Source organism: Pseudomonas sp. A-RE-22 (assembly GCF_019956035.1).
GTDB lineage: Bacteria > Pseudomonadota > Gammaproteobacteria > Pseudomonadales > Pseudomonadaceae > Aquipseudomonas > Aquipseudomonas brassicacearum.
Window position 1 is genome coordinate 1 of record NZ_JAHBCZ010000020.1, and the last position, 21,743, is coordinate 21,743.

The following is a 21,743-nucleotide window of genomic DNA, read 5'->3' on the forward strand; positions in this document are numbered from 1 at the left end:
GATGAAGGCGGCGCGGTCTCTGAGAAAACGAGCCACCTGCATCGCGGGCAAGCCTTGCTCCCACAGCAATTTTTTCACAGTGGTTTTTCCTTCAACAGTGTTGGTCCCCTCGTCACAGTCGATCGCGCTAGCGCTCGATGCTGCGGTTCCAGCGGGCGTTCCAGGCCGGGCGTTGTTCGTTGACCTGATCCCAATCCACGGCAATCGCCGTTTCCAGGTATTGCTTCATCGCTTCCACCTGGCCGCGGGTCTTGTCGGTGGTCGGGGTGTTGGGGTTGGACGGGATCTGGTCGCCTTCTTCCAGGGCGATGGCCTGGGCTTGCGGGGTCAGCAGGAAAGCGGCGAGCTTTTGCGCCAGTTCCGGTTGGGTATTCTGGGCGATGGCACATTCGGCGACGTTTAGGACCACGGCGCCTTCCTTCGGCTGGGCATATTCGACCGGCATGCCCTTGATTTTCAATGCGGTCACCTGGGTTGGCGTCAGTGGGAACAGCGCGGCTTCGTCGGTCTGCAGCATTTCGGATATCTTCGCCGAGCTCGGGATGTACTCCAGCACGTTGCGCCCCACCGTGTTCGGCCAGGCCTTGAAGCCCGGTTCGACGTCGGTTTCGCTGCCGCCCTGGATCCGGTTGAACATCAAAAAGCCGTGCAGGCCGAACGTGGATGAGGCCATCGACTGGAACACCACTTTGTCCTTGAAGCGTGGATCGGCCAGGTCCATCCATGAGGTGGGCGTATTCCAGCCCTTTTCCTTGAAAAGCCGGGTGTTGTAGGCCAACCCCGTCACCCCGAGGCTGACGGCCACGGCCTGATCCTTGATGCGCCCCTTGGCCGGGATCTGCGCCAGGGGCGGGCTGTCCTCGAGCTTGTCGCACAGGCCCATGGCGATGGCGCGATACATGATGCCGTCATCGAGGAACATCACATGCATCTGCGGGTTGCCTTTGCTGGCCTGGACTTTGGCCAGGATGTCGGCGGAGGTGCCGGGTACGATGACCACTTTGACGTTGTTGGCTTTCTCGAAAGCCGGCAAGACCTTGTCGGCATAGAGCCGCTCCATCGTTCCGCCGTTCATGCCCAGGTAGAGCGTCGGCTCGGCCAACGCCTGGGTGACCGGGAGCAGGGCGCCCAGGCAAGCGGAACCCAGCGAGCAGAAACCGAACAGTGCACTGCGTTTGACGTTATTCATTGGCGCGACCTTCCTCTATCAAGCAACGGAGATGGAGTGAAACCGGGTGATGGAAAACGCATCCAGCGGCGTGGTCGAAGCCCCGCTGCAGATGATCTCGGTGAGCGCCTGGCCCACCGCCGGGCCGATCTGGAAGCCCGCGCCGGCAAAGCCGAATGCGTGCAACAGACCAGGCTGGGTGCTGCTGTGGCCGATCACCGGTTGGCGATCTGGCAGGTAACCTTCGGTGCCGCTCCAGGTACGAATCGCCTGGGCGCCCTCCAAAAACGGGTAGAGCTCGACGGCCTGGCGCAGGATTTCCAGCACTGCGCTCTGGCCGGGTCGGGCGCGTGCAGCGTCCAAGGCAAAACCCTGCCCGCCGCCCAGCACGCAATTGCCGCGCGAGACTTGGCGGGCATAGATACCGCCGCCCTCGACGCCAGTGCTGGCGTCCATGACCAAAGGCAAGGGTTCGGTGACCAGCATCGCTGGGTGCCCGGCGTGCATCGGCACCGCTTCGCCGAATTGCGCGGCGAACTGGCTCGCCCAGGCACCGGCGCAGTTCAGCAGCCAGGGCGCGTGGTACGTCAGGCCCGTTGCGGTGTGTACGACAAAGCGCTGGCCGTCGTGCACAACGTTGCTGACGGCGCATTGTTCGTGGACTTGCGCGCCATGCCGGCGAGCGGCCTGGGCAAAGGCTGGCGATACCAGGCGCGGATTGGCATGGCCGTCGTCCGGGCACAGCGACGCCCCGACCGCAACGGCGCCGACCCACGGAAAACGGGCGCGCAGGGCCTTGCGATCGAGCAGCTGCAGATCCAGGCCAAAGCCCTGGCTGGCGGCGGCATAGTCGTGCAGCGCTTGCAGATCTTCAGCGCTGCGGGCCAGCTTCAGATGACCGCTGCGCTGGTACTCACCGTCGATGCCAATCAATTGTGGCAACTGGCTCCAGATCTCATGGGCCCGTTGCGACAAGGGCAATTGCGACAGCGGCCGGCCCTGGCGGCGCACACCGCCGTAGTTCACGCCGCTGGAATGCGAGCCGCAGAAGTCGCGCTCCAGCAACGCCACCCGGCGTCCGGCCTTGCTCAGGAACAATGCGGCCGAGGCGCCGACGATGCCGCCGCCAATGATCACTGCATCCACTTCGATCATGGCTCGACCTCCAGGCCGAACGGCACGGGCTTGATCGGCGCCTGGGCCCGCAAGCGGCCGATGCTGGACACGGTGCGGCCACTTTCGCGGGCAATGATTTCCGCTGCGGCGGCACCGCACATTCGTCCCTGGCAACGGCCCATGCCGACCCGGCAATGCGCCTTGACCCGATTGATCTCCCAATGGCCTTCGCCCACCACCCGGCGAATGTCGCCGGCGCTGACTTCTTCGCAGCGGCAAATCATCAGGTCATCGACAGCGTCTGCGGCCCATTCTTCAGGAAAGGCAAACGCACGTTCCAGGCCCTCTCGGAAATGGCCGGTACGTTCGAGGGATTGTTCCAACTGAGTGCAACGCTGCGGGTCGATCAGATAACCAATGTCTTCGAGCAAGGCGAGGGCCGCCCGTTCACCGGCCATCTCAGCGGCGTCGGCGCCCATGATGCCGGCGCCGTCACCGGCCAGATAGATCCCCGGCACGCTGCTGCGACCAGCGCGATCCCGTCGTGGCAGCCAGGCGCGGTTGAGGGCGTTCCAGGAAAACTCGCAACCCAGCAGGTCGGCCAGTTGGGTTTCACTGCGCAAGCCGTGGGCGAAGGCCACAGCGTCGCAGTCAAGGGTGTGTTCGCCGTTGGCGTTGCACCATTTCAGCGACTGCACCCGGCGTTCGCCGTCGAGACGCGACAGGCTCGCGCCTTGATGCACGGCAATGCCATGGGCAGTCAGCCAGGCGCGATAATAGAGGCCCTTGGCGAGGGTAGCCGGTTGTGCGAGCAGGCCGGGCAGGGCGCGGACCTGGGCGCTAAAGGGCGAACTGTCGAGGACCGCGACCACGTTGGCGCCGGCCCGGGCGTATTGATAGGCCACCAGATACAGCAAGGGGCCGCTGCCGGCGAACACCACCCGCTCACCGATGGCGCACCCCTGGAACTTCAGGGCGATCTGCGCCGCGCCCAGGCTGTACACCCCGGGCAGAGTCCACCCGGGTACCGGCAGGATCCGGTCGGTGGCACCGGTTGCGACGATTATGCTGGCGTACTCGAGGCGGTCGGCGCGGCCTTCATGCAGGGTATCGAGCAGGCCGGCTTCGGCGTTCCACACCAGGGTGTCGGGACGGTAATCGAGCTGTTCGCGCAATGCGTCGAGCGTCTGGTGGATGGCGTTGGCCTTGTGCGCTTCGAAGCCATAGAGCTTGCCTGGCGAGCGCTTGAAGTTGGCCGGTTGGCGCCGATAGATCTGCCCGCCACCGCGGGCGGCTTCGTCCAGCAGGATCGGGTATAGGCCGTGGGCGACCAATGTCTGCGCGGCACGAATACCGGCGGGGCCGGCGCCGATGATGGCTATAGGTTTCATTGCCACCTCATTGGCCGGGCCGGGGGATTTGTGCTGTGCTTGAAGCCGTCATCGCGAGCAAGCTCGCTCCCACAAGGGGTCTGTGGTGGATGCGGCTCTTGTGCGCGCCGCGATACCCCTGTGGGAGCGAGCTTGCTCGCGATGAGGCCAGGCCAGTCGACAGTGTTCATACCTGACGCCCCGGTTCGCGGCTGATGTGCTGGCCGGCTTCGAGCAGGGTCGAGCAGGCGCGTACGCGGCGGCCGTCGCCCAGGCGGACCCAGCAGTCCTGGCAGGCGCCCATCAGGCAGAAACCGGCCCGGGGTTCGGCGCTGAAGTCGCTGCCGCGCAGGTGTTCGCTGCAGGTCAGCACGGCGGTCAGCAGCGTGTCCCCCAGCAGGCCGGTGGCAGGCTGGCCGTCGAGGGTAAAGTCCAGGGCCGGGCGGTCGCCTTCGGCCAGTCGTTTCAGCAGCGCCATGGTGTCCTCATTGTTTGCCTACCAGGACCCGATCCAGGCCATAGACCCGGTCGAGCAGAATCATGGTCAGCGCGGTGAGCGCGATGACCAGTGCCGAAACCGCCGCCATCATCGGGTCGATGGATTCGGTGGCGTACACGTACATGCGCACCGGCAAGGTTTGCGTGGCCGGCGAGGTGACGAAGATCGACAGGGTGACTTCATCGAAACTGTTGATGAACGCCAGCAGCCAGCCCCCGGCTACCCCCGGCAGGATCATCGGCAAGGTGATTTGCCGGAACAGCGTGAAGCGCCCCGCCCCCAGCGATTGCGCGGCCTGTTCGGCGCTGCGGTCCAGGCCGATGGCCGAGGCCAGCACCAGGCGCAGTACATAGGGCGTGATCACCAGCACGTGGGCGAAGATCAGCCAGGCAAAGCTGCCGTTCACGCCCATCAGCGCAAACAGGCGCAGCAATGCGACCCCCAGCACCAGGTGCGGAATGATGATCGGCGACAGGAACAGGCCGTTGAAGAAGTCCCGGCCGGGGAACTCGAACCGGGTAATCGCGAGGGCCGCCGGCACCGCGATCAACGTCGCCAGCGAGGCCGCGCTGAACGCCAGGACCAGGCTGTTGTAGAACGCATCGACAAAGTCCGCGCGTTCGAACACGGCGCGAAACCAGCGCAGGGAAAACGTCGTGGTCGGCAGGCTCAAGGTGTTTTCCGGGGTGAAGGCGACGAGGCAGACCACCACCAGCGGCGCGAGCATGAAGACCACCACCAGGGCGTGAAACAGCAGCGCGAAAGGACCGTTTCTGGACATGAATTACCCCAATGACTTCTTGTAGCGGCCTTCGATCATCCGGTTCCACGACAGCATGATCAGCAGGTTGAGCAGTAGTAGCGCGACGGCAATGGCCGCGCCCATTGGCCAGTTCAGTTCCGACAGGTACTGGTCGTAGATCAACGTGGCGACCATCTTCAAGCGCCGTCCGCCGAGCAGACCGGGAATCGCGAAGGAACTGGCGGCGAGGCCGAACACAATCAGCGTGCCGGACAGCACGCCGGGCATGATCTGCGGCAACACCACTTTGCGGATCACCGTGAACTGGCTCGCTCCCAGGGACAGCGCGGCCTGTTCGGCGGCCGGGTCGAGTTTCTGCAGCGAGGTCCAGACCGGAATGATCATGAACGGCAACATCACGTGGACCAGGGCGATGACCACGGCGAATGGCGTATAGAGCAGCTTCATCGGCGAGCCGCCGAAGGCTTGCTGGGCCTGGTTGACCAGGCCGTCGGCGCCGAGCAGGAGGCTCCAGCCAAAGGCGCGCACCACCACTGAAATCAGCAGCGGGGTGAGAATCAGGATCAGGAAAATCGAGCGCCACGGTGCGCCCATGCGGCTGAGAATGTACGCCTCGGGCACGCCGATCAGCACGCACAGGAAAGTGGTCAGGGCGCTGATCCAGAACGTGCGCAAAAAGATCTCGTAGAAGTACGGATCGCCCAGCAGGCTGGTGTAGTGCTCGAAGGTATAGGCGTCGCCGTTGATGCCCGAACTGTAGTCGAAGACGTTGAACGACAGGACCAAGGTCAAGCCCAGGGGAATGACCAGCAAGCCCAGGTACAAGGCCAGGGCTGGCGCGGACATCAGGTAGCCTTGGCGACCGCGGCGCATTGCATCGATCAGCTTCATGCCGGCACCTCGTCCGCAGTCAGCACCCGCAGCAGCGCCGGGTCCCAATCCAGGCCCACCGCCGTGCCTTCGACCAAGGGCGCGGAGCCGTCGTTGCGGCGCACCACGCAGAGTTCACCCAGGCTGGTCGAGACGCCGTACAGCCATTGGCTGCCAAGGAAGAAGCGGCTGACGAGGGTGCCTTGCAGTCGCCCTGAACCGGCCTCGCACAGGTCGATTTTTTCCGGGCGCAGGCTTAGCGTCAGCTCGCCATTGCCCTGGCTGCAGGCTTGAACGACGCCCGCACTGTCCCGCATGCCGGGCAGCAGGTTGGCTTTGCCGACGAAGCCGGAAATGAACTCGGTGCGAGGGTGCTCGTAAAGGGTGTACGGCGCATCGATCTGGGTGATGCGCCCGGCCTGCATCACCACGATCCGGTCACTGATCGAAAGGGCTTCGGACTGGTCGTGGGTCACCATCAGCGTGGTGATCCCGACTTCGCGCTGGATGCGGCGGATTTCGTATTGCATCTCTTCGCGCAAATTGGCGTCGAGGTTGGACAGTGGCTCGTCGAGCAACAGCACCGGCGGCTCGATCACCAGCGCCCGGGCCAGTGCCACGCGTTGGCGCTGGCCGCCCGAGAGTTCTCGCGGGTAGCGGTCGGCGTGGCGGTCCAGGCGTACCAGTTTCAACACCCGGTCCACCCGTTGTTGCAGTTCGGTATTGGCCACTTTGCGCATGCGCAGGCCGAAGGCGACGTTGTCCTTGACGGTCATGTGGGGAAATAGCGCGTAGCTCTGGAACACCACACCCAGGCCACGGCTGGCGGGCTTGGCGTGGGTAATGTCGCGGCCATCCAGCAGGATGCGCCCGCTGCTGACCTCGACGAAGCCGGCGATCATCTGCAGGGTCGTGGTTTTGCCGCAGCCGGAAGGTCCCAGTAGCGAGACGAACTCGCCTTTTTCCACCGACAGATTGGTGGCGACCACGGCGTCGATATCGCCGTAACGTTTGCCAAGTCCTTCAAGTTGCACAAAAGCCATAGCTGCGCTCCACCTGAGATTGTTATGCGTCGCCCGCGAGCGCGCTTTTTTATGGGCAGATACGAAAGGGTGTTGCTGGGGTGCGTTGGCGCTCGACCTTGAGTCGGCTGCCGCTGTTGTTCGAATCGCCCCTGTCTGGACGAAGAGTAGGACGAAGAATAGGATGGGCTCAATGGACTATTTCACTGAAGCGAAGACTATTTTCAATTTCATTCAGTGAGTAAATTGAATAATGAGAAATGGCATGTCTAATTCCACTGATCGGAATAATGAGAAAGGCGAAGTCGGTGTCGGTGCGGTCTCCCGACTGTTTGCCGTGCTGCGCAGCCTGGGTGACACCGCCGAGGATGGGGAGCGGGTGACACAATTGGCTCAGCGCATCGGCCTGTCCCAGCCCACCACGCATCGCTTGCTGCGCAGCCTGATGGACGAAGGCATGGTCGAGCAGGACGCACGCAGCAAACGCTATCGCCTGAGCCTGGAGTTCTTCGCCCTGGCCGCCCGCGCCGGCAACACCGGCAACCTGCGCGAATTGGTGCGCCCGGCGATGCTGCGGTTGTCGGCCTCCCTGGGGGACTCGTTATTTTTGCTGGCACGCAGTGGTTTCGATGCGGTCTGCCTGGATCGCAGCGAGGGGCCGTTTCCGATCCGCACGTTCACCGGCGACATTGGTGGCCGCGTGGCGTTGGGCGTGGGGCAGGGCAGCCTGGCGATCCTGGCGTTCCTGCCGGAGGAAGAGCGCGACACGGTGATTCAATACAACCTGCCGCGGCTCAAGGATTTCCATTTGTACGATGAAGTCTTCCTGCGTTCGGAAGTGGAGAACGTCCGTACGCTGGGCTACGCCGGGCGCAATACCGGCGTATTGCAAGGCATGGCCGGGGTGGCCGTGCCGATCCTGGACCGCGACGGCCGCGCCGTGGCCGCCTTGAGCGTGGCAACGGTGAGCGACCGCCTGGGGCCCGATCGCCTGCCAACGGTGGTGGACATGCTCAAGCGCGAGGCGGCCCTGATCGGACCGCGGATCAACCCGTTCGACCCGTTGCTGCGCAGGCCTTCGCAGGTGTTTGGGCAGGGGTGAACACACTCTCAAGAGCGGCCTGTATCCCCTGTGGGAGAGAGCTTGCTCGCGATAGCGGAGGTTCAGTTAGAAATGATGTCGACTGATACACCGCCATCGCGAGCAAGCTCGCTCCCACAGAGATTCCCACAAGGGGGCTCAGAACTTCAGGGTCTGCTTGAGCCGTTGCACCGTCGGCGTATCACTGGGAATGACCATCGCATAGTTGTAGCCCGGCCCGGACCAGTACTCGGCTTGCAATTCGCCCTCGCGGCGACTGCCCCGGGGCAGGAGGAAGTTTTTCGGGCCGGGTGGGCGCACGTAGAAGCTGATTTTCTGACCGCTCGGGTCCTGATAGACCACCATTGCCGCCGCGCCTTGTTCGGTGCTGAGCAAGCGCCCGCTGACCGGCTTGAAGCCTGCGCCCGACAGGTCTGGCAGCCGGTCGGCCTGGGTGAAGTAGCGGTCGAGCCAGCCTTGCATGCTCAGCTCGTCACTCGTCTGGTAATCGGCCGGAAGGATGCCCTGTTGGGCAATCAAGCGGTATGCCTGCAGGGCGTCAGCCATCGGGGCAGCAGCGCTGAGCAGGGTCATTTGCCGCGCCTGCCAGCCACTGACCCCGCCCACGCTGACAGCCAGCAGCAACACCGCGGCGCTGGCCAGGTGGCGGCGGGAGCGATGTTTCAGGTGCTGGCGAATCATGGCTGGGTCGAGGTCGGGGTTGGGCGGCTGTTGCAAAGCGCCGCTCAGGGCCGTGCGCAGGTGTTGCGCGTCCTGTTGCCAGGCGCGGACCCGGGCGGCGACTTCCGGCTGGTTGGCCAGGTAGGCCTGCACCAGGCGCTGGTCGGCCTCGCTCAGTTGGCGATCGACGTAGGCGTGCAGGTCGCTGTCGCTGGGGGGCATGCTGATCATTTGAGTATCCGCAGGGTAGGGCGGGTGATTTCGCCGTCGCTGAGTTGGCGCAGGGCCTGGCGAGCGCGGGACAGGCGGGACATGACCGTGCCGATCGGCACGTCGAGGATGTCGGCGACTTGCTGGTAACTCAAGCCTTCCACCGACACCCACAACAACAGTGCACGTTGTTCCGTCGTGAGTTGATCGAAGGCCTGCAGGGATGATTGCGCGATCACGCTGCGCTCGGCCGAAGGGTGGGCATCGTCGCGGCCGGTGAAAAACTCCAGCATGCGCGCATACCGACGGGAGCGGCGATGACCGTCGAGAAACTGCCGGTACAGAATCGAAAACAGCCAGGCCCGCAGATCGCCGTCCGGGCGCTTGTCGTTCCACTTGGACAACGCCCGTTCCAGGCATGCCTGCACCAGGTCATCGGCGTTGCTCGGGTTGCGCGTCAGCGACACGGCAAAACGCCGTAGCCTGGGGATGAGCTCGCGCAACTGTTCGTCGAGTGCGTTCATGAAAGTGTGGTTTCTATGGGCAGTCATTGCGCCGGGACTGGAAAGACGACCCGCGAACGAGATTATTCCAGTGCAGGAAAAATAAATACGAGGTGTGGGAATAAACCTGTCACGCCTTCGTCTGACGGGTCCTTTCCAACAAATGGCCCCGAGCCCTGGAGCTTTCTCATGGTAGATACTTCACCCTCGTCGAGCCGGCCACCCTTGAGTGCCGCCGGCCTGATATTGCGTCTGAGCGGCATCGCGGTGATTGTTGCCGCGCTGGCCGGGGCGTTTGCCTACGTCAATGGCAGCCTCGACCCACAGCGCCTGACACCGCAGGCGTTGGTCAATGTGCTGGAAAAAAACAACGGCGTTCATCCGGGCTTCCGACGCAACCATTCAAAAGGAGTCTGCGTCGCGGGCTATTTCCAAAGCACGGGCGAGGCCAGCGCCTATTCCAGCGCCCAAGTATTCTCGCAGCCGCAAACGCCAGTGGCTGGGCGTTTCGCCTTGCCCAGCGGCAACCCCTATGCGCCGGACGGCAGTGTGCCGATTCGCAGCCTGGCACTGCGTTTTACCCAGGCCAACGGCCAGCAATGGCGCACTGGCATGAACAGCATGCCGGTGTTTCCGGTGGGCACGCCCGAAGCCTTCTACCAACTCCAGCAAGCCCAGTCGCCGGATCCTGCCACCGGAAAACCGAACCCTGCGGCCGTACCGGCGTTCTTTGCCGCGCACCCCGAAGCGATGCCGTTCCTGCAATGGATCAAGACCGCCAAGCCGTCGGCCAGTTATGCCACCGAAACCTACAACGGCATCAACGCGTTCTATCTGGTCAACCCCGCCGGGCAGCGTCAGGCGGTGCGCTGGGGCGTGGTGCCGATGAGCCAGGACGCTGCGGATGCGACGCCACCCCAGGGGGGCGACTTCCTCGAGCAAGACTTGGTGAAGCGTCTCGCCGCCGGGCCGTTGCGCTGGCAGTTGAATATCTCCCTGGCCAACCCGGGGGACCCGGTGAACGATGCCAGCAAGGCTTGGCCCGCCGACCGCAAGGTACTCAATGCCGGCACGCTGGTGCTCGAGCGCACTCAGGCGCAGGACAACGGCGAATGTCGCGACATCAACTATGACCCGCTGATCCTGCCCCAAGGGATCGAAGGTTCCGAAGACCCGCTATTGGTCGCGCGTTCCGCCGCCTATGCCAGTTCCTATCTGCGCCGTACCAGCGAAGTGAGCCAGTTGCCCGCCAAACAGGAGTCCCGCCCATGAGCGCCCCTCGTCACTTTGCACCGCTGGCCCGGCTGCTGCACTGGCTGATGGCAGTGATGATCATCGCCATGCTGTTCATCGGCGCGGGCATGGTCGCCTCGGTCTCCGAACGCCATGAATGGCTGCTGCAGTTGCACAAACCATTGGGTATCGCGATTTTACTGTTGGTGATCGTGCGCCTGGTGGTGCGTTTTACCACCCGTCAACCGCCGCTGCCGGCGGATCTGCCGGCCTGGCAAGTGCTGGCGGCAAACGCCTCGCATGTGCTGTTGTACGCCCTGATGCTGGTCCTGCCGCTGTTGGGCTGGGGCATGATTTCGGCGGCGGGGGACCCGGTGATGCTCGGCGACTCGTTGCAACTGCCTTCGATTCTGCCAGCCCACGCCCAGACGTTCGCACTGCTGCGCAAGGCCCACGGGTACTTGGCTTACCTGTTGTTCGTGATGGTGCTGGTGCATCTGGCGGCGGCGTTGTTTCACGCTTGGGTGCGCCGGGATGAGGTGTTGGACAGTATGTTGCGCGGCAAGGGTTGATGGGTTGTGGCCAGGGAGCAAGCTCCCTGGCCACAGAGGATTGATCAGGTCATTGGATCAGCGCAATTCGTCGACCATGGCCTCGATGGTGCTCAATACATCCTTGCCCAGTTGCATCGAGCGTTTGCCAGACCAGCCGGTGATCGGGTTCGGGTGATCGTTGTGGTCCTTGAACGGCATTTCCAGGGTCAGGGACAGGCAGTCATATTTCTGCCCGACCGCGTTGCAGGCCAGGGTCATGTTGGCCTGGCCCGGTTCGTCGCGGGTGTAGCCGTGAATGGTCTGGAAGTCTTTGGTCTGGTGCTTGAGATGGCTGCGAAAGCGCTCTTCGAGTTCGGCAATGCGTGGCGTGTAGCCCGGGTTGCCTTCGCAACCGGCGGTGAAGACGTGGGGAATTTCCTCATCGCCATGAGCATCGAGGAACAGATCGACGCCGTACTTTTCCATTTGCTGCTGGACGAAAAAGACCTCGGGACTGATTTCCGGACTGGCGTTCTGCCAGGCACGGTTGAGGTCCTGGCCCATGGCGTTGGTCCGCAGATGCCCGTGGAACGCGCCGTCCGGGTTCATGTTCGGCACCAGGTACAGATCGGCCTTGGCGAGCAACTGGTTCAGTTGCGTATCGTCATGCTGCTGGAGGCGTTCGATCACACCCTCCATGAACCACTCGGCCATGTGCTCGCCGGGATGCTGCTGGGCGATGATCCAGACTTTGCGCCGGCCTTGCGCACCGCTGCCTTTGCGCAGCAGCTGAACGTCACGGCCTTCCACGCTTTTACCGACGGCCAACAGTTCGGCGCCGGCCTTGTGCTGCGCTTGCTCGATCAGCCAATCGTGCCGGCCGCGACTGTAGGGTTCGAAGTAGGCGAACCAGGCGTTGGTCTGTTCGGTCTCCAGATAAAAACGCAGGGCGTCGCCTTCAAATTGGGTCGGAATGCGGAACCAGTTGACGTGATCGTAGGAAGCAACGGCCTGGTAGCCCGTCCAGGCCTTGTTGTAAGACGATTGGCTGGCGTTGAGCAGCCGGAAGGAATACTCCTGGCCGACGTGCAGGCCGCTGGCCTTGAAGTGGAACCACTGGAAATGGGCGCTGCGGGTGTCGGGCCTGATCTTGAGCAACGACTGCAACGGGTTGCTGATGTCGACGACTTCGATGTTGCCGCTGTCGAAATTGGCACTGATATCAAAGGAAGATTTAGCCACGGTCACGATTCCTGGAGAGGATTTTCATGGCCATTACTGTACACGCAAGAAGGGGGAGCCGAGACGATTTACGTCACGTAAAAGAGGGGGCGTCCTCCCTGGACGCCGAGCCAGCTTAGAGAGTCTGCAATTGATTCTCAAGCGCTGGCTGCCGATAGTTTCAGCCTGCGTGGCGGGGCTGCTCTTGCAATCAGATATTCATTTGCTATCATCGCCGCCACCAAATTGGCAGCACCCAAAAAGACTTCTTTAGCCTGAAGCCATAAGCCGAAAAATCGGCAAAAAAAGACCCGGCAAAAAGCCGGGTCAAAAACCGTGATTAGCCTGATGAGGAGATATTCCAGAAGTCCGACCTAAGGTCTTCTGGTCTATCGACTGATCTCGCGATCAGCTGATGCAATAATAATCATTATCATTTGCAAGTCAAATGGTTTTATCGCATCGATTGGAAAATTTTCTCGTCGTCCGCGTTCGCGGCGACATTCCCAAGCGTTACCCCTAGCGAGTCGGGTAGCGATCCAGGGATCGGTCAAGCATCACCTTGACCAGATCAATCATGTGCACCACCGAAAATGCCAGGTCACGGCTCGAACCGTTCAACTGGTTGGCGGACTCGTGGGCGGTCGCCGCTGCACAGCGCAGCAGGTCGCAGGCATGAACAAGGGCTTCTTCTGCGCCGATGCTGTGGTGGACGTCGAAGAAACGATGTTCTGCCTGTGCCTGCGAAACACCTGGTTTCAAGTAGTAGTCGAGGGCGCGTTTGGCCGCCGGGCAATCCTGCAAGGAAGGGAACGTGCTGTCGAAAGGGCTGCCGGGTTGGTCTTTGTCGGGTGTATCCATGGTGATAAAAATCTCCGTGTGTGGGGCTGAACTCCTGAATCCAGAGTAGTACTTATCGTAATTGTGACGATAATTTAAATACTACAATTTGTGTTTTGAATGGCCGGAGTCATCCACGTATCGTGCCGCACATGGATAAATGGATAGAGTTGGTCAAGGCCAAGATGAAGGAGCTGCGCATCACGCAAGTGGTGCTGGCAGAACGGTTGGGAATGTCCCAGGGCGGCGTCGGCCATTGGCTGACCAGGCGCCGGCAACCCAGTGTCGAAGACATGAACCGGGTCCTGCGGGAGCTGGGGCTGGAGTTTTTGGAAGTGGCGATGGTGATTCGCGAGCCGGACACCTCCACGGACGAAGGCATGACCCTGGCGCAGAAGTACAACCCGTACTTCCGCTACCCGGTCAGTGAGTGGCACGAGGTTGGCGAGGTTCGCGAAGGCGATCCTGGCGCCTACAGCCAGGTGCGCTACGAACTGACGGACTACCACGCCCTGGGGGCCGCGTTCTGGCTGGTGGTGGTGGGCGACGCGATGACCGCACCCAGCGGGTTGAGCATTCCCGAGGGCATGTCGATCCTGGTGGATCCGGCGATCGAGGCGGTGCCAGGCAAACTGGTGGTCGCCTGCTTGCCTGGCAGCAGTGACGCGACCTTTCGCAAATTGATCGAAGAGAGCGGGCAGCGTTACCTGGTTCCGCTCAATCCGACTTACCCGAAAAACCTGTACACCGAGCAATGTCGCCTCATCGGTGTGGTGGTGCAGGCCACCATCAGGTTCTGACTGGATCGGCCCAAGGAGCGGGCCGATGCCTATTCTTCGAACGCCACCAGGGCGCTGCCTTCGCTGACCATTTCGCCTTCCTGGCAATACAGCGCCTTGATCACCCCGGCCTTGGGCGCACGAATGCTGTGCTCCATTTTCATGGCCTCCAGGACCACCAGTTGAGCCCCGGCTTCTACCGGCTGGCCGACACTCACCAATACCCGCACGATACTGCCGTTCATGGGCGCGACCAGGCCGCCTTGATGGCTGTGGCTGGCCTCGGCGGCGGCCAACGGGTCGTACAGGTCGATCCGGTGCAGGTCACCCGCCCATTGCAGATACAGGCTGTCGCCTTGGCGAATGACCCGATGACTGCGGCGCATGCCGTGGTGCTCGATCACCAGTTGCTCGCCCTTGAGTTCCGCGCAATGGGCGCTAACGTCCAGCGTCAGCGCGCGATCCTGGCCTTCGCAGCTCAGGTGCAAGGTGGTTTCCCTTGGCAGCCCCAGACGCAGCCCGGTGGTGCTGGCCCAAGGCGAATCGACATCATCGCAGCGCACGCGCGGTGTCAGGCTCAAGGCGAAGCCCTGGGCGGCTGCGAACCAGAACGCATCATCCAATTCGCCCGGCTCTGGCAGCAATTGCGCCTGGTAACGTGGGATAAATCCGGTGTCCAGTTCTGCTGCCGCGAAGGCGGGGTGGGCCACGATTCGGCGCAGGAACCCGATGTTGGTTTTCAGCCCGCCAATGGCAAATTCGTCCAGCATGCTCAACAGCCGCAAGCGCGCCTGCTCACGGTCTTCACCCCAGGCAATCAGCTTGCCGAGCATCGGGTCGTAGAACGGCGAGATTTCATCGCCTTCTTCAACCCCGCTGTCGACCCGTCGGCCCGGACCCTCGGCCGATTCGCGATACAACGCAAGGCGTCCGGTGGCCGGCAGGAAATCGTTGACCGGGTCTTCGGCATATAGCCGCACTTCGATGGCGTGACCGAGCAGCGGCACTTGCGCTTGAGTGATCGACAAAGGTTCGCCTTGGGCGACGCGGATCTGCCAGGCTACCAGGTCCAGTCCGGTGATCGCTTCGGTGACTGGATGCTCGACCTGCAAGCGGGTGTTCATTTCCATGAAGAAGAATTCGCCCCGCGCATCCAGCAGGAACTCCACCGTGCCGGCCCCGACGTAACCAATCGCTTGGGCTGCGCGCACGGCGGCTTCACCCATGGCCTGGCGCAATTGCGGGGTCAGGCCGGGGGCGGGGGCTTCTTCCACCACTTTCTGGTGGCGGCGCTGGATCGAGCAATCGCGCTCGTTGAGGTACAGGCAGTTGCCGTGTCGGTCGGCAAATACCTGGATTTCCACATGGCGTGGCTTGAGCAGGTACTTTTCCACCAGCATCCGTGAGTCGCCGAACGAGGACTGCGCTTCACGCTGGGCCGAGGCCAGGGCTTCGGCCAGTTGGCTGACGTCCTCGACGACTTTCATGCCCTTGCCACCACCGCCGGCCGTGGCCTTGAGCAATACCGGGTAGCCGATGTGCTCGGCGGCGTCGCGAAAGTTCTCCAGGTCCTGGGCTTCGCCGTGATAACCGGGCACCAGGGGCACCCCGGCGGTTTCCATCAAGGTCTTGGCCGCCGATTTGCTGCCCATGGCATCGATGGCCGAGGCCGGTGGGCCGAGGAAGATCAGCCCGGCGCTTTCAATCGCCCGGGCGAACCCGGCGTTCTCGGATAGAAAACCATAACCGGGATGGATGGCCTGGGCGCCGCTGGCTTTCGCTGCGGCGATCAGTTTGTCGATTTGCAGGTAGCTGTCGGCGGCCTTGCTGCCGCCCAGGTCGACGCGGATGTCGGCTTCACGGCTGTGGCGGGCATCGCGGTCGGTGGCGCTGTGGACGGCAACGGTGGTCAGGCCCATGGCCTTGGCGGTGCGCATCACGCGGCAGGCGATTTCGCCACGGTTGGCCACCAGCAACGTGGTTAGGGCAGGGGCGTTCATCGACGCGGCTCCTTGTTATTCGATTCGGCTTGCCAGTTTGGCGCACGCTTTTGCAGGAAAGCCCGCAGGCCTTCCTGGCCCTCCGGGCTGACGCGGATGCGGGCGATGGCGTTTTCGGTGTAGCGCCGCAGCGCCGGGGTAAGGGCGCCGTTACCGACTTCACGCAGCAGTTCCTTACTGGCGCGCATGGCCGCCGGGCTGTTTAGCAGCAGGTTGTCGATCCACTGTTCGACCTGCTGGTCCAGGGCCTCGGCCGGGTAGCTTTCCGACAGCAAACCGATTTCTTTCGCACGTTGCCCGTCGAAGCGTTCCGCCGTCAGGGCATAACGACGCGCGGCACGCTCGCCGATGGCTTGCACCACGAACGGGCTGATCACCGCTGGCGCCAGGCCAATGCGCACTTCCGACAGGCAGAACTGTGCTTCATCGGCGCCAATGGCCATGTCACAAGCGCTGATAAGCCCCAGTGCGCCACCGAACGCGGCGCCCTGGACGACGGCAAGCGTGGGAATCTTCAGCTTGGCGAGGTTGTACATCAGCTCCGCCAGTTCCCGGGCATCATCGAGGTTGGTGTGGTAGTCGAGCTCGGCCGATTGCTGCATCCAGGCCAGGTCAGCGCCGGCGCTGAAATGCTTGCCGCGACCGCGGATCAGCAGGAAGCGCAAGGTTGGATCGCTGCTGACGTGGTCCAGCGCCAGGATCAGTTCGCGGATCATTTCGGCGTTGAACGCGTTGTTTTTCGACTCGCGGCTGAGCCACAGGGTGGCAACGCCCCGTGGGTCGGTGTGCAGTTCGAGGGTGTTGAAATTATCCATGGGCATTCCCCGTTTACATCCGGAACACGCCGAAGCGGCTCGGTTCGATAGGCGCGTTCAGTGACGCGGACAAGGCCAGGCCCAGCACATCGCGGGTCTGGGCCGGGTCGATGACGCCGTCGTCCCATAGCCTGGCACTGGAATAGTAGGGGTGACCCTGTTCTTCGTACTGATCGAGGATCGGTTGCTTGATCTCGGCTTCCTGCTCGGCGCTGAAGGGGTGGCCGCTGCGTTCGGCTTGTTCACGCTTGACCTGCACCAGCACGCCGGCCGCCTGTTCGGCGCCCATCACGCCAATCCGCGCGTTCGGCCACATCCACAGGAACCGCGGGTCGTAGGCGCGACCGCACATGCCGTAGTTACCCGCGCCGAAACTACCGCCAATGATCACGGTGAATTTTGGCACTTTGGCGCAGGCCACGGCCGTCACCAGTTTGGCCCCGTGCTTGGCGATGCCGCCGGCTTCGTACTTCTGCCCGACCATGAAACCGGTGATGTTCTGCAGGAACAGCAGGGGGATTCCGCGCTGGCAGGCCAGTTCGATGAAGTGCGCGCCTTTCTGCGCGGCTTCGGCGAAGAGAATGCCATTGTTGGCCAGGACCGCGATCGGGTAGCCATGCAAATGGGCGAAGCCGCACACCAGCGTCGTTCCGAACAGCGCCTTGAATTCGTCGAACACCGAACCGTCCACCAGGCGCGCGATCACCTCCCGCACATCGAACGGCTGCTTGGCGTCGGCCGAAACCACGCCGTACAACTCGTCGCCCGAGTAAAGCGGGGCAATCGGCAGGCGATGCTGCAACTCGCCCTGTTTGCGCCAATTGAGGTTGGCCACGCTGCGGCGAGCCAGGGCCAGGGCATGTTCGTCGCTGTCGGCGTAATGGTCGGCCACGCCTGAGATCTTGCAGTGCACATCGGCGCCGCCCAGGTCTTCGGCACTGACCACCTCACCGGTGGCGGCTTTCACCAACGGTGGGCCGGCGAGGAAAATCGTCGCCTGCCGGCGAACCATGATCGCCTCGTCCGCCATGGCCGGCACATAGGCGCCACCGGCGGTGCAGGAACCCATGACCACGGCGATCTGCGGGATGCCCTGGGCACTCATGTTGGCCTGGTTGAAGAAGATCCGGCCGAAGTGCTCGCGGTCCGGGAACACTTCGTCCTGGCGCGGCAGGTTGGCGCCGCCGGAGTCCACCAGGTAAATGCAGGGCAGGCGGTTCTGCTGGGCGATGGTCTGGGCGCGCAGGTGTTTTTTTACCGTCAGCGGGTAGTAGGAGCCACCTTTGACCGTCGCGTCGTTGGCGACAATCATGCATTCGACGCCTTCCACTCGGCCGATGCCGGCAATCACGCCAGCCGCCGGCACGTCTTCGCCATAGACTTCATGGGCTGCCAATGGGCTGATTTCCAAAAACGGCGAGCCCGGGTCCAGCAGCCGGTTGATGCGCTCACGGGGCAACAACTTGCCTCGCGAGGTGTGCCGCTCCTGGGCCTTGGGACCGCCGCCTTGGCGAATTTGCGCGAGCAGTGTGCGCAGGGCCTCGACGTGTCCGAGCATCGCATCGCGGTTGGCGATGAACTCCGGCGAGCGCGGGTTGAGCTGAGTGTGCAGCGTGGTCATGGTCAGCTCCGTTAGCGGGTTTCGTTGAACAGTTCGCGGCCGATCAACATCCGACGAATCTCACTGGTGCCAGCACCGATTTCGTACAGCTTGGCGTCACGCAGCAGACGACCGGCCGGGAATTCATTGATGTAGCCATTGCCGCCGAGGATCTGGATGGCGTCGAGGGCCATTTGCGTGGCGCGTTCGGCGCTGTAGAGGATCACCCCGGCGGCGTCCTTGCGGGTGGTTTCGCCGCGCTCGCAGGCCTGGGCCACGGCATACAGGTAGGCGCGGCTGGCGTTGAGCTGGGTGTACATGTCAGCGACCTTGCCCTGGATCAGCTGGAATTCGCCAATGCTCTGGCCGAACTGCTTGCGGTCGTGGATGTAGGGCACGATGAGGTCCATGCAGGCCTGCATGATCCCGGTCGGGCCGCCAGAGAGCACGACGCGCTCGTAGTCGAGCCCGCTCATCAGCACTTTCACGCCACCGTTGAGTGCGCCGAGGATGTTTTCTTCCGGCACTTCGACGTCATCAAAAAACAGCTCGCAGGTGTTGGAGCCGCGCATGCCGAGCTTGTCGAATTTGTTGCTGCGGCTGAAGCCTTTCCAGTCGCGCTCGACGATGAAGGCGGTGATGCCATGGGGACCTTTTTCCAGGTCGGTCTTGGCGTAGATCACGTAGGTATTGGCATCGGGGCCGTTGGTGATCCAGGTCTTGCTGCCATTGAGCACGTACTTGTCGCCATGCTTGTCGGCCCGCAGTTTCATCGATACCACGTCGGAGCCGGCGTTCGGCTCGCTCATCGCCAGGGCACCTATGTGTTCGCCGCTGATCAGCTTGGGCAGGTATTTGGTTTTCTGTTCGTGATTGCCGTTGCGGTTGATCTGGTTCACGCAGAGGTTGGAGTGGGCACCGTAGGAGAGGGCGACCGAGGCCGAGCCGCGGCTGATTTCTTCCATTGCCACTACGTGGGCCAGGTAGCCCAGGCCAGCGCCGCCGTATTCTTCCGGTACGGTGATGCCCAGCAGGCCCATGTCGCCGAACTTGCGCCACATGTCGGCGGGAAACAGGTTATCGATATCGATCTGCGCTGCTCGCGGCGCCAGTTCGGCCTTGACGAAGGCCTGCACCTGGTCGCGCAACATGTCGATGGTTTCGCCGAGGGCAAAGTTCAGGGATGGGTAGCTCATGGGACACCTTTGGCTTTTTTATCGGGTGCGGAGAGTGGCGGAATCGCTCTCACCTTTACGTTAACGTAAGCTTGTGATGAGAGGCTGTCAATCGCCCTTTACGTTAACGTCAACTTGAGCCAGAGTAAGTGCGCTTCAATAGCTTTACCCAAGGCATCTGTGCGTGAGATTCCACTGCTACACCCACTAATAAAGACAAGAGGGGGCGTCATGGATCAACCCGGTTCGCATTCGCAGCTCAGCTACACCCGTGGCTCCCAGGCCAAGGCTTTGCTGGCCCAAACCATCGGCGAGGTTTTCGACCAGACGGTGGCCCGCTATCCCGAGGGCGAGGCGTTGGTGGTTCGCCATCAATCGCTGCGTTATACCTGGCAACAACTGGCCGACGCCGTTGATCTGCACGCCCGAGCCTTATTGGCGCTAGGCTTGAAAGCCGGCGATCGCCTTGGCGTGTGGGCGCCCAATTGCGCCCAGTGGTGCATCAGCCAGTTCGCCAGTGCGAAGATCGGCGTCATTCTGGTCAACATCAATCCAGCCTATCGCGTTTCTGAACTCGAATACGTGCTGAAACAATCCGGATGCCAATGGCTGGTGTGTGCCGGGGCGTTCAAGACTTCGGATTATCACGCCATGTCGCAAGCGCTGGTACCAGAGCTGGCGGAGCAATCGATTGGCCACCTGCAGAGCGAACGCTTGCCGGATTTGCGCGGTGTGATCAGCCTCGATTCCCAGCCACCATCAGGTTTCCTGCCCTGGTCGCAACTGGCCGCCCTGGGTGCGGCGGTGACGCCGGAACAACTGGCTGAACGCCAATCCAGCCTGCGGTCCGATCAACCGGTGAATATCCAGTACACCTCCGGCACCACTGGTTTCCCCAAGGGCGCCACCCTCAGTCATCACAACATTCTCAATAACGGATACATGGTCGGCGAAAGCCTGGGCCTGACGGCTGGCGATCGGCTGGTGATCCCGGTGCCGCTCTACCATTGCTTCGGCATGGTCATGGGCAACCTGGGCTGCATGACCCATGGCAGCACCATGATCTACCCCAGCGATGCCTTCGACCCGTTGCTGACGCTCAAGGCCGTGGCCGAGGAAAAAGCCACGGCACTGTATGGCGTGCCCACCATGTTCATCGCCCTGCTGGACCAGCCGCAGCGGGGCGACTTCGACGTGTCCAGCCTGCGCACTGGCATCATGGCCGGGGCCACATGCCCCATCGAAGTGATGCGACGGGTCATCAACGAAATGCACATGGCCGAAGTGCAGATTGCCTACGGCATGACGGAAACCAGCCCGGTGTCATTGCAGACCGGTCCTACAGACGAACTGGAACTGCGCGTAACCACCGTCGGCCGTACCCAGCCGCAACTGGAAAGCAAAATTATTGATGAGGCCGGCAATATCGTCCCGCGTGATGCTGTCGGTGAGTTGTGTACCCGTGGCTACAGCGTGATGCTCGGTTACTGGAACAACCCCAAGGGCAGCACCGATGCCATCGACCCGGATGGCTGGATGCACACGGGCGATCTGGCGACCATGGACGAGCAGGGCTACGTGCGCATCGTCGGGCGCAACAAGGATATGATCATCCGCGGCGGGGAGAATATTTACCCGCGTGAGCTGGAGGAGTTCTTCTTCACTCACCCGGCGGTGGCGGACGTGCAAGTGATCGGCATCCCGTGTTCGCGCTATGGCGAGGAAATCGTCGCCTGGATCAGGTTTCATCCCGGCCACAGTGCCTCCGAGCAAGAACTGCAGGCCTGGTGCAAGGAGCGCATCGCTCACTTCAAGACGCCGCGTCATTTCAAATTCGTCGAAGAATTTCCCATGACGGTCACCGGCAAGATCCAGAAATTCCGCATGCGCGAAATCAGCATCGAAGAACTGCGCGATAGAGAAGGCTGAGCAAAATCCCCTGTGGGAGCGGGCTTGCTCGCGAAAGCGGCGTCACAGTCGATGAAGATGTTGGATGGGCTGGCCTCTTCGCGAGCAAGCTCGCTCCCAGAAGAAAAACCCAAACCCCAGACAGCACAAAGGGGAGCCGAAGCTCCCCTTTAATTTTGTCGTCGCGTGCTCTTTTTTTATTATTGAGGGGCGGCCTGTTGTTGTTTTTGGCAGCCGTTGCCCTTTACCGCTGTTTTTGGCGATCCCCATCCGGGATCAAGAGCAAACGTATTTTTTTGAGCGCTGATCTGCTTTTTCGCCTGGCGATCCAACCGATTCGGGAGCTACCTGAAGGT

At 62.3% G+C, this 21,743-nt stretch carries 20 protein-coding genes; 5 read left to right on the plus strand and 15 right to left on the minus strand.

Annotated elements, in window-relative coordinates; translation table 11 throughout:
- Positions 1-127: 127 nt before the first annotated feature.
- The 7 genes from KGA89_RS11530 to KGA89_RS11560 form a co-directional block, all read right to left on the minus strand.
- Positions 128-1,189, minus strand: a complete 1,062-nt coding sequence (locus KGA89_RS11530; protein WP_003199958.1) for an ABC transporter substrate-binding protein — start codon at positions 1,187-1,189, stop codon at positions 128-130.
- A gap of 18 nt (positions 1,190-1,207) precedes the next feature.
- Positions 1,208-2,323: an NAD(P)/FAD-dependent oxidoreductase gene (locus KGA89_RS11535; protein ID WP_223471592.1), complete on the minus strand. Its 1,116-nt coding sequence runs from the start codon at positions 2,321-2,323 to the stop codon at positions 1,208-1,210.
- Entirely contained in the window at positions 2,320-3,675 is a 1,356-nt protein-coding gene (locus KGA89_RS11540) for an NAD(P)/FAD-dependent oxidoreductase (protein ID WP_223471593.1), read from the minus strand. Before KGA89_RS11540 ends, KGA89_RS11535 begins: the two co-directional genes overlap by 4 nt.
- 166 nt (positions 3,676-3,841) lie before the next feature.
- Complete coding sequence (locus tag KGA89_RS11545; RefSeq protein WP_003199964.1) at positions 3,842-4,132, minus strand: (2Fe-2S)-binding protein; 291 nt, start codon at positions 4,130-4,132, stop codon at positions 3,842-3,844.
- A gap of 7 nt (positions 4,133-4,139) precedes the next feature.
- Complete coding sequence (locus tag KGA89_RS11550) at positions 4,140-4,934, minus strand: ABC transporter permease (RefSeq protein WP_003199966.1); 795 nt, start codon at positions 4,932-4,934, stop codon at positions 4,140-4,142.
- A 3-nt stretch (positions 4,935-4,937) separates the two neighbouring features.
- Positions 4,938-5,807: an ABC transporter permease gene (locus KGA89_RS11555; RefSeq protein WP_223471594.1), complete on the minus strand. Its 870-nt coding sequence runs from the start codon at positions 5,805-5,807 to the stop codon at positions 4,938-4,940.
- Positions 5,804-6,829: an ABC transporter ATP-binding protein gene (locus KGA89_RS11560; protein WP_223471595.1), complete on the minus strand. Its 1,026-nt coding sequence runs from the start codon at positions 6,827-6,829 to the stop codon at positions 5,804-5,806. The genes KGA89_RS11555 and KGA89_RS11560 overlap by 4 nt, the downstream gene beginning before the upstream one ends.
- A 244-nt stretch (positions 6,830-7,073) precedes the next feature.
- On the opposite strand from KGA89_RS11560, the gene KGA89_RS11565 reads away from it, so the two are divergent.
- Positions 7,074-7,910, plus strand: coding sequence for an IclR family transcriptional regulator (locus KGA89_RS11565; protein WP_223471596.1), 837 nt, complete (start codon positions 7,074-7,076; stop codon positions 7,908-7,910).
- A 138-nt stretch (positions 7,911-8,048) separates the two neighbouring features.
- On the opposite strand, the gene KGA89_RS11570 is transcribed toward KGA89_RS11565, so the two are convergent.
- Together KGA89_RS11570 and KGA89_RS11575 are read right to left on the minus strand one after the other, a co-directional pair.
- The gene (locus tag KGA89_RS11570) at positions 8,049-8,801 is read right to left on the minus strand and encodes an anti-sigma factor family protein (protein ID WP_223471597.1); all 753 of its coding nucleotides are present in this window, start codon (positions 8,799-8,801) and stop codon (positions 8,049-8,051) included.
- Entirely contained in the window at positions 8,798-9,304 is a 507-nt protein-coding gene (locus tag KGA89_RS11575; protein ID WP_003199976.1) for a sigma-70 family RNA polymerase sigma factor, read from the minus strand. The genes KGA89_RS11570 and KGA89_RS11575 overlap by 4 nt, the downstream gene beginning before the upstream one ends.
- 168 nt (positions 9,305-9,472) lie before the next feature.
- On the opposite strand from KGA89_RS11575, the gene KGA89_RS11580 reads away from it, so the two are divergent.
- Both KGA89_RS11580 and KGA89_RS11585 read left to right on the plus strand, forming a co-directional pair.
- On the plus strand, positions 9,473-10,555 hold the full coding sequence (locus KGA89_RS11580) for a catalase family peroxidase (RefSeq protein WP_223471598.1): 1,083 nt from the start codon (positions 9,473-9,475) through the stop codon (positions 10,553-10,555).
- Complete coding sequence (locus KGA89_RS11585; RefSeq protein WP_223471599.1) at positions 10,552-11,088, plus strand: cytochrome b; 537 nt, start codon at positions 10,552-10,554, stop codon at positions 11,086-11,088. Before KGA89_RS11580 ends, KGA89_RS11585 begins: the two co-directional genes overlap by 4 nt.
- A gap of 57 nt (positions 11,089-11,145) precedes the next feature.
- Here the strand turns inward: KGA89_RS11585 and KGA89_RS11590 are convergent, their stop codons facing one another.
- A complete protein-coding gene (locus tag KGA89_RS11590) occupies positions 11,146-12,297 on the minus strand; it encodes a M14-type cytosolic carboxypeptidase (protein ID WP_027912595.1) in 1,152 nt (383 codons plus the stop codon).
- A gap of 492 nt (positions 12,298-12,789) precedes the next feature.
- Entirely contained in the window at positions 12,790-13,131 is a 342-nt protein-coding gene (locus tag KGA89_RS11595; RefSeq protein ID WP_223471600.1) for a DUF6124 family protein, read from the minus strand.
- Between the two features lie 131 nt (positions 13,132-13,262).
- On the opposite strand from KGA89_RS11595, the gene KGA89_RS11600 reads away from it, so the two are divergent.
- Positions 13,263-13,910, plus strand: a complete 648-nt coding sequence (locus KGA89_RS11600; protein ID WP_223471601.1) for a LexA family protein — start codon at positions 13,263-13,265, stop codon at positions 13,908-13,910.
- Positions 13,911-13,939: 29 nt separating this feature from the next.
- On the opposite strand, the gene KGA89_RS11605 is transcribed toward KGA89_RS11600, so the two are convergent.
- The 4 genes from KGA89_RS11605 to KGA89_RS11620 are packed head-to-tail and all read right to left on the minus strand — an operon-like array spanning position 13,940 to position 19,500.
- Positions 13,940-15,889: an acetyl/propionyl/methylcrotonyl-CoA carboxylase subunit alpha gene (locus KGA89_RS11605; RefSeq protein WP_223471602.1), complete on the minus strand. Its 1,950-nt coding sequence runs from the start codon at positions 15,887-15,889 to the stop codon at positions 13,940-13,942.
- Positions 15,886-16,704, minus strand: coding sequence for a gamma-carboxygeranoyl-CoA hydratase (locus KGA89_RS11610; protein WP_223471603.1), 819 nt, complete (start codon positions 16,702-16,704; stop codon positions 15,886-15,888). The genes KGA89_RS11605 and KGA89_RS11610 overlap by 4 nt, the downstream gene beginning before the upstream one ends.
- A gap of 13 nt (positions 16,705-16,717) precedes the next feature.
- Positions 16,718-18,325: a carboxyl transferase domain-containing protein gene (locus KGA89_RS11615; protein ID WP_223471604.1), complete on the minus strand. Its 1,608-nt coding sequence runs from the start codon at positions 18,323-18,325 to the stop codon at positions 16,718-16,720.
- An 11-nt stretch (positions 18,326-18,336) separates the two neighbouring features.
- Positions 18,337-19,500, minus strand: a complete 1,164-nt coding sequence (locus KGA89_RS11620) for an isovaleryl-CoA dehydrogenase (protein WP_003199994.1) — start codon at positions 19,498-19,500, stop codon at positions 18,337-18,339.
- Between the two features lie 210 nt (positions 19,501-19,710).
- Between KGA89_RS11620 and KGA89_RS11625 the strand changes: the two genes are divergently transcribed.
- Entirely contained in the window at positions 19,711-21,408 is a 1,698-nt protein-coding gene (locus tag KGA89_RS11625; protein WP_223471605.1) for an AMP-binding protein, read from the plus strand.
- The last annotated feature ends 335 nt before the right edge of the window (positions 21,409-21,743 follow it).

Coding starts and splice junctions, on each gene's coding strand:
- KGA89_RS11560 (WP_223471595.1), bottom strand. CDS start 6,829: ATGGCTTTTGTGCAACTTGAAGGACTTGGCAAACGTTACGGCGATATC.
- KGA89_RS11625 (WP_223471605.1), top strand. CDS start 19,711: ATGGATCAACCCGGTTCGCATTCGCAGCTCAGCTACACCCGTGGCTCC.
- KGA89_RS11575 (WP_003199976.1), bottom strand. CDS start 9,304: ATGAACGCACTCGACGAACAGTTGCGCGAGCTCATCCCCAGGCTACGG.
- KGA89_RS11530 (WP_003199958.1), bottom strand. CDS start 1,189: ATGAATAACGTCAAACGCAGTGCACTGTTCGGTTTCTGCTCGCTGGGT.
- KGA89_RS11535 (WP_223471592.1), bottom strand. CDS start 2,323: ATGATCGAAGTGGATGCAGTGATCATTGGCGGCGGCATCGTCGGCGCC.
- KGA89_RS11595 (WP_223471600.1), bottom strand. CDS start 13,131: ATGGATACACCCGACAAAGACCAACCCGGCAGCCCTTTCGACAGCACG.
- KGA89_RS11555 (WP_223471594.1), bottom strand. CDS start 5,807: ATGAAGCTGATCGATGCAATGCGCCGCGGTCGCCAAGGCTACCTGATG.
- KGA89_RS11620 (WP_003199994.1), bottom strand. CDS start 19,500: ATGAGCTACCCATCCCTGAACTTTGCCCTCGGCGAAACCATCGACATG.
- KGA89_RS11540 (WP_223471593.1), bottom strand. CDS start 3,675: ATGAAACCTATAGCCATCATCGGCGCCGGCCCCGCCGGTATTCGTGCC.
- KGA89_RS11615 (WP_223471604.1), bottom strand. CDS start 18,325: ATGACCACGCTGCACACTCAGCTCAACCCGCGCTCGCCGGAGTTCATC.
- KGA89_RS11580 (WP_223471598.1), top strand. CDS start 9,473: ATGGTAGATACTTCACCCTCGTCGAGCCGGCCACCCTTGAGTGCCGCC.
- KGA89_RS11585 (WP_223471599.1), top strand. CDS start 10,552: ATGAGCGCCCCTCGTCACTTTGCACCGCTGGCCCGGCTGCTGCACTGG.
- KGA89_RS11605 (WP_223471602.1), bottom strand. CDS start 15,889: ATGAACGCCCCTGCCCTAACCACGTTGCTGGTGGCCAACCGTGGCGAA.
- KGA89_RS11545 (WP_003199964.1), bottom strand. CDS start 4,132: ATGGCGCTGCTGAAACGACTGGCCGAAGGCGACCGCCCGGCCCTGGAC.
- KGA89_RS11610 (WP_223471603.1), bottom strand. CDS start 16,704: ATGGATAATTTCAACACCCTCGAACTGCACACCGACCCACGGGGCGTT.
- KGA89_RS11570 (WP_223471597.1), bottom strand. CDS start 8,801: ATGATCAGCATGCCCCCCAGCGACAGCGACCTGCACGCCTACGTCGAT.
- KGA89_RS11600 (WP_223471601.1), top strand. CDS start 13,263: ATGGATAAATGGATAGAGTTGGTCAAGGCCAAGATGAAGGAGCTGCGC.
- KGA89_RS11550 (WP_003199966.1), bottom strand. CDS start 4,934: ATGTCCAGAAACGGTCCTTTCGCGCTGCTGTTTCACGCCCTGGTGGTG.
- KGA89_RS11565 (WP_223471596.1), top strand. CDS start 7,074: ATGTCTAATTCCACTGATCGGAATAATGAGAAAGGCGAAGTCGGTGTC.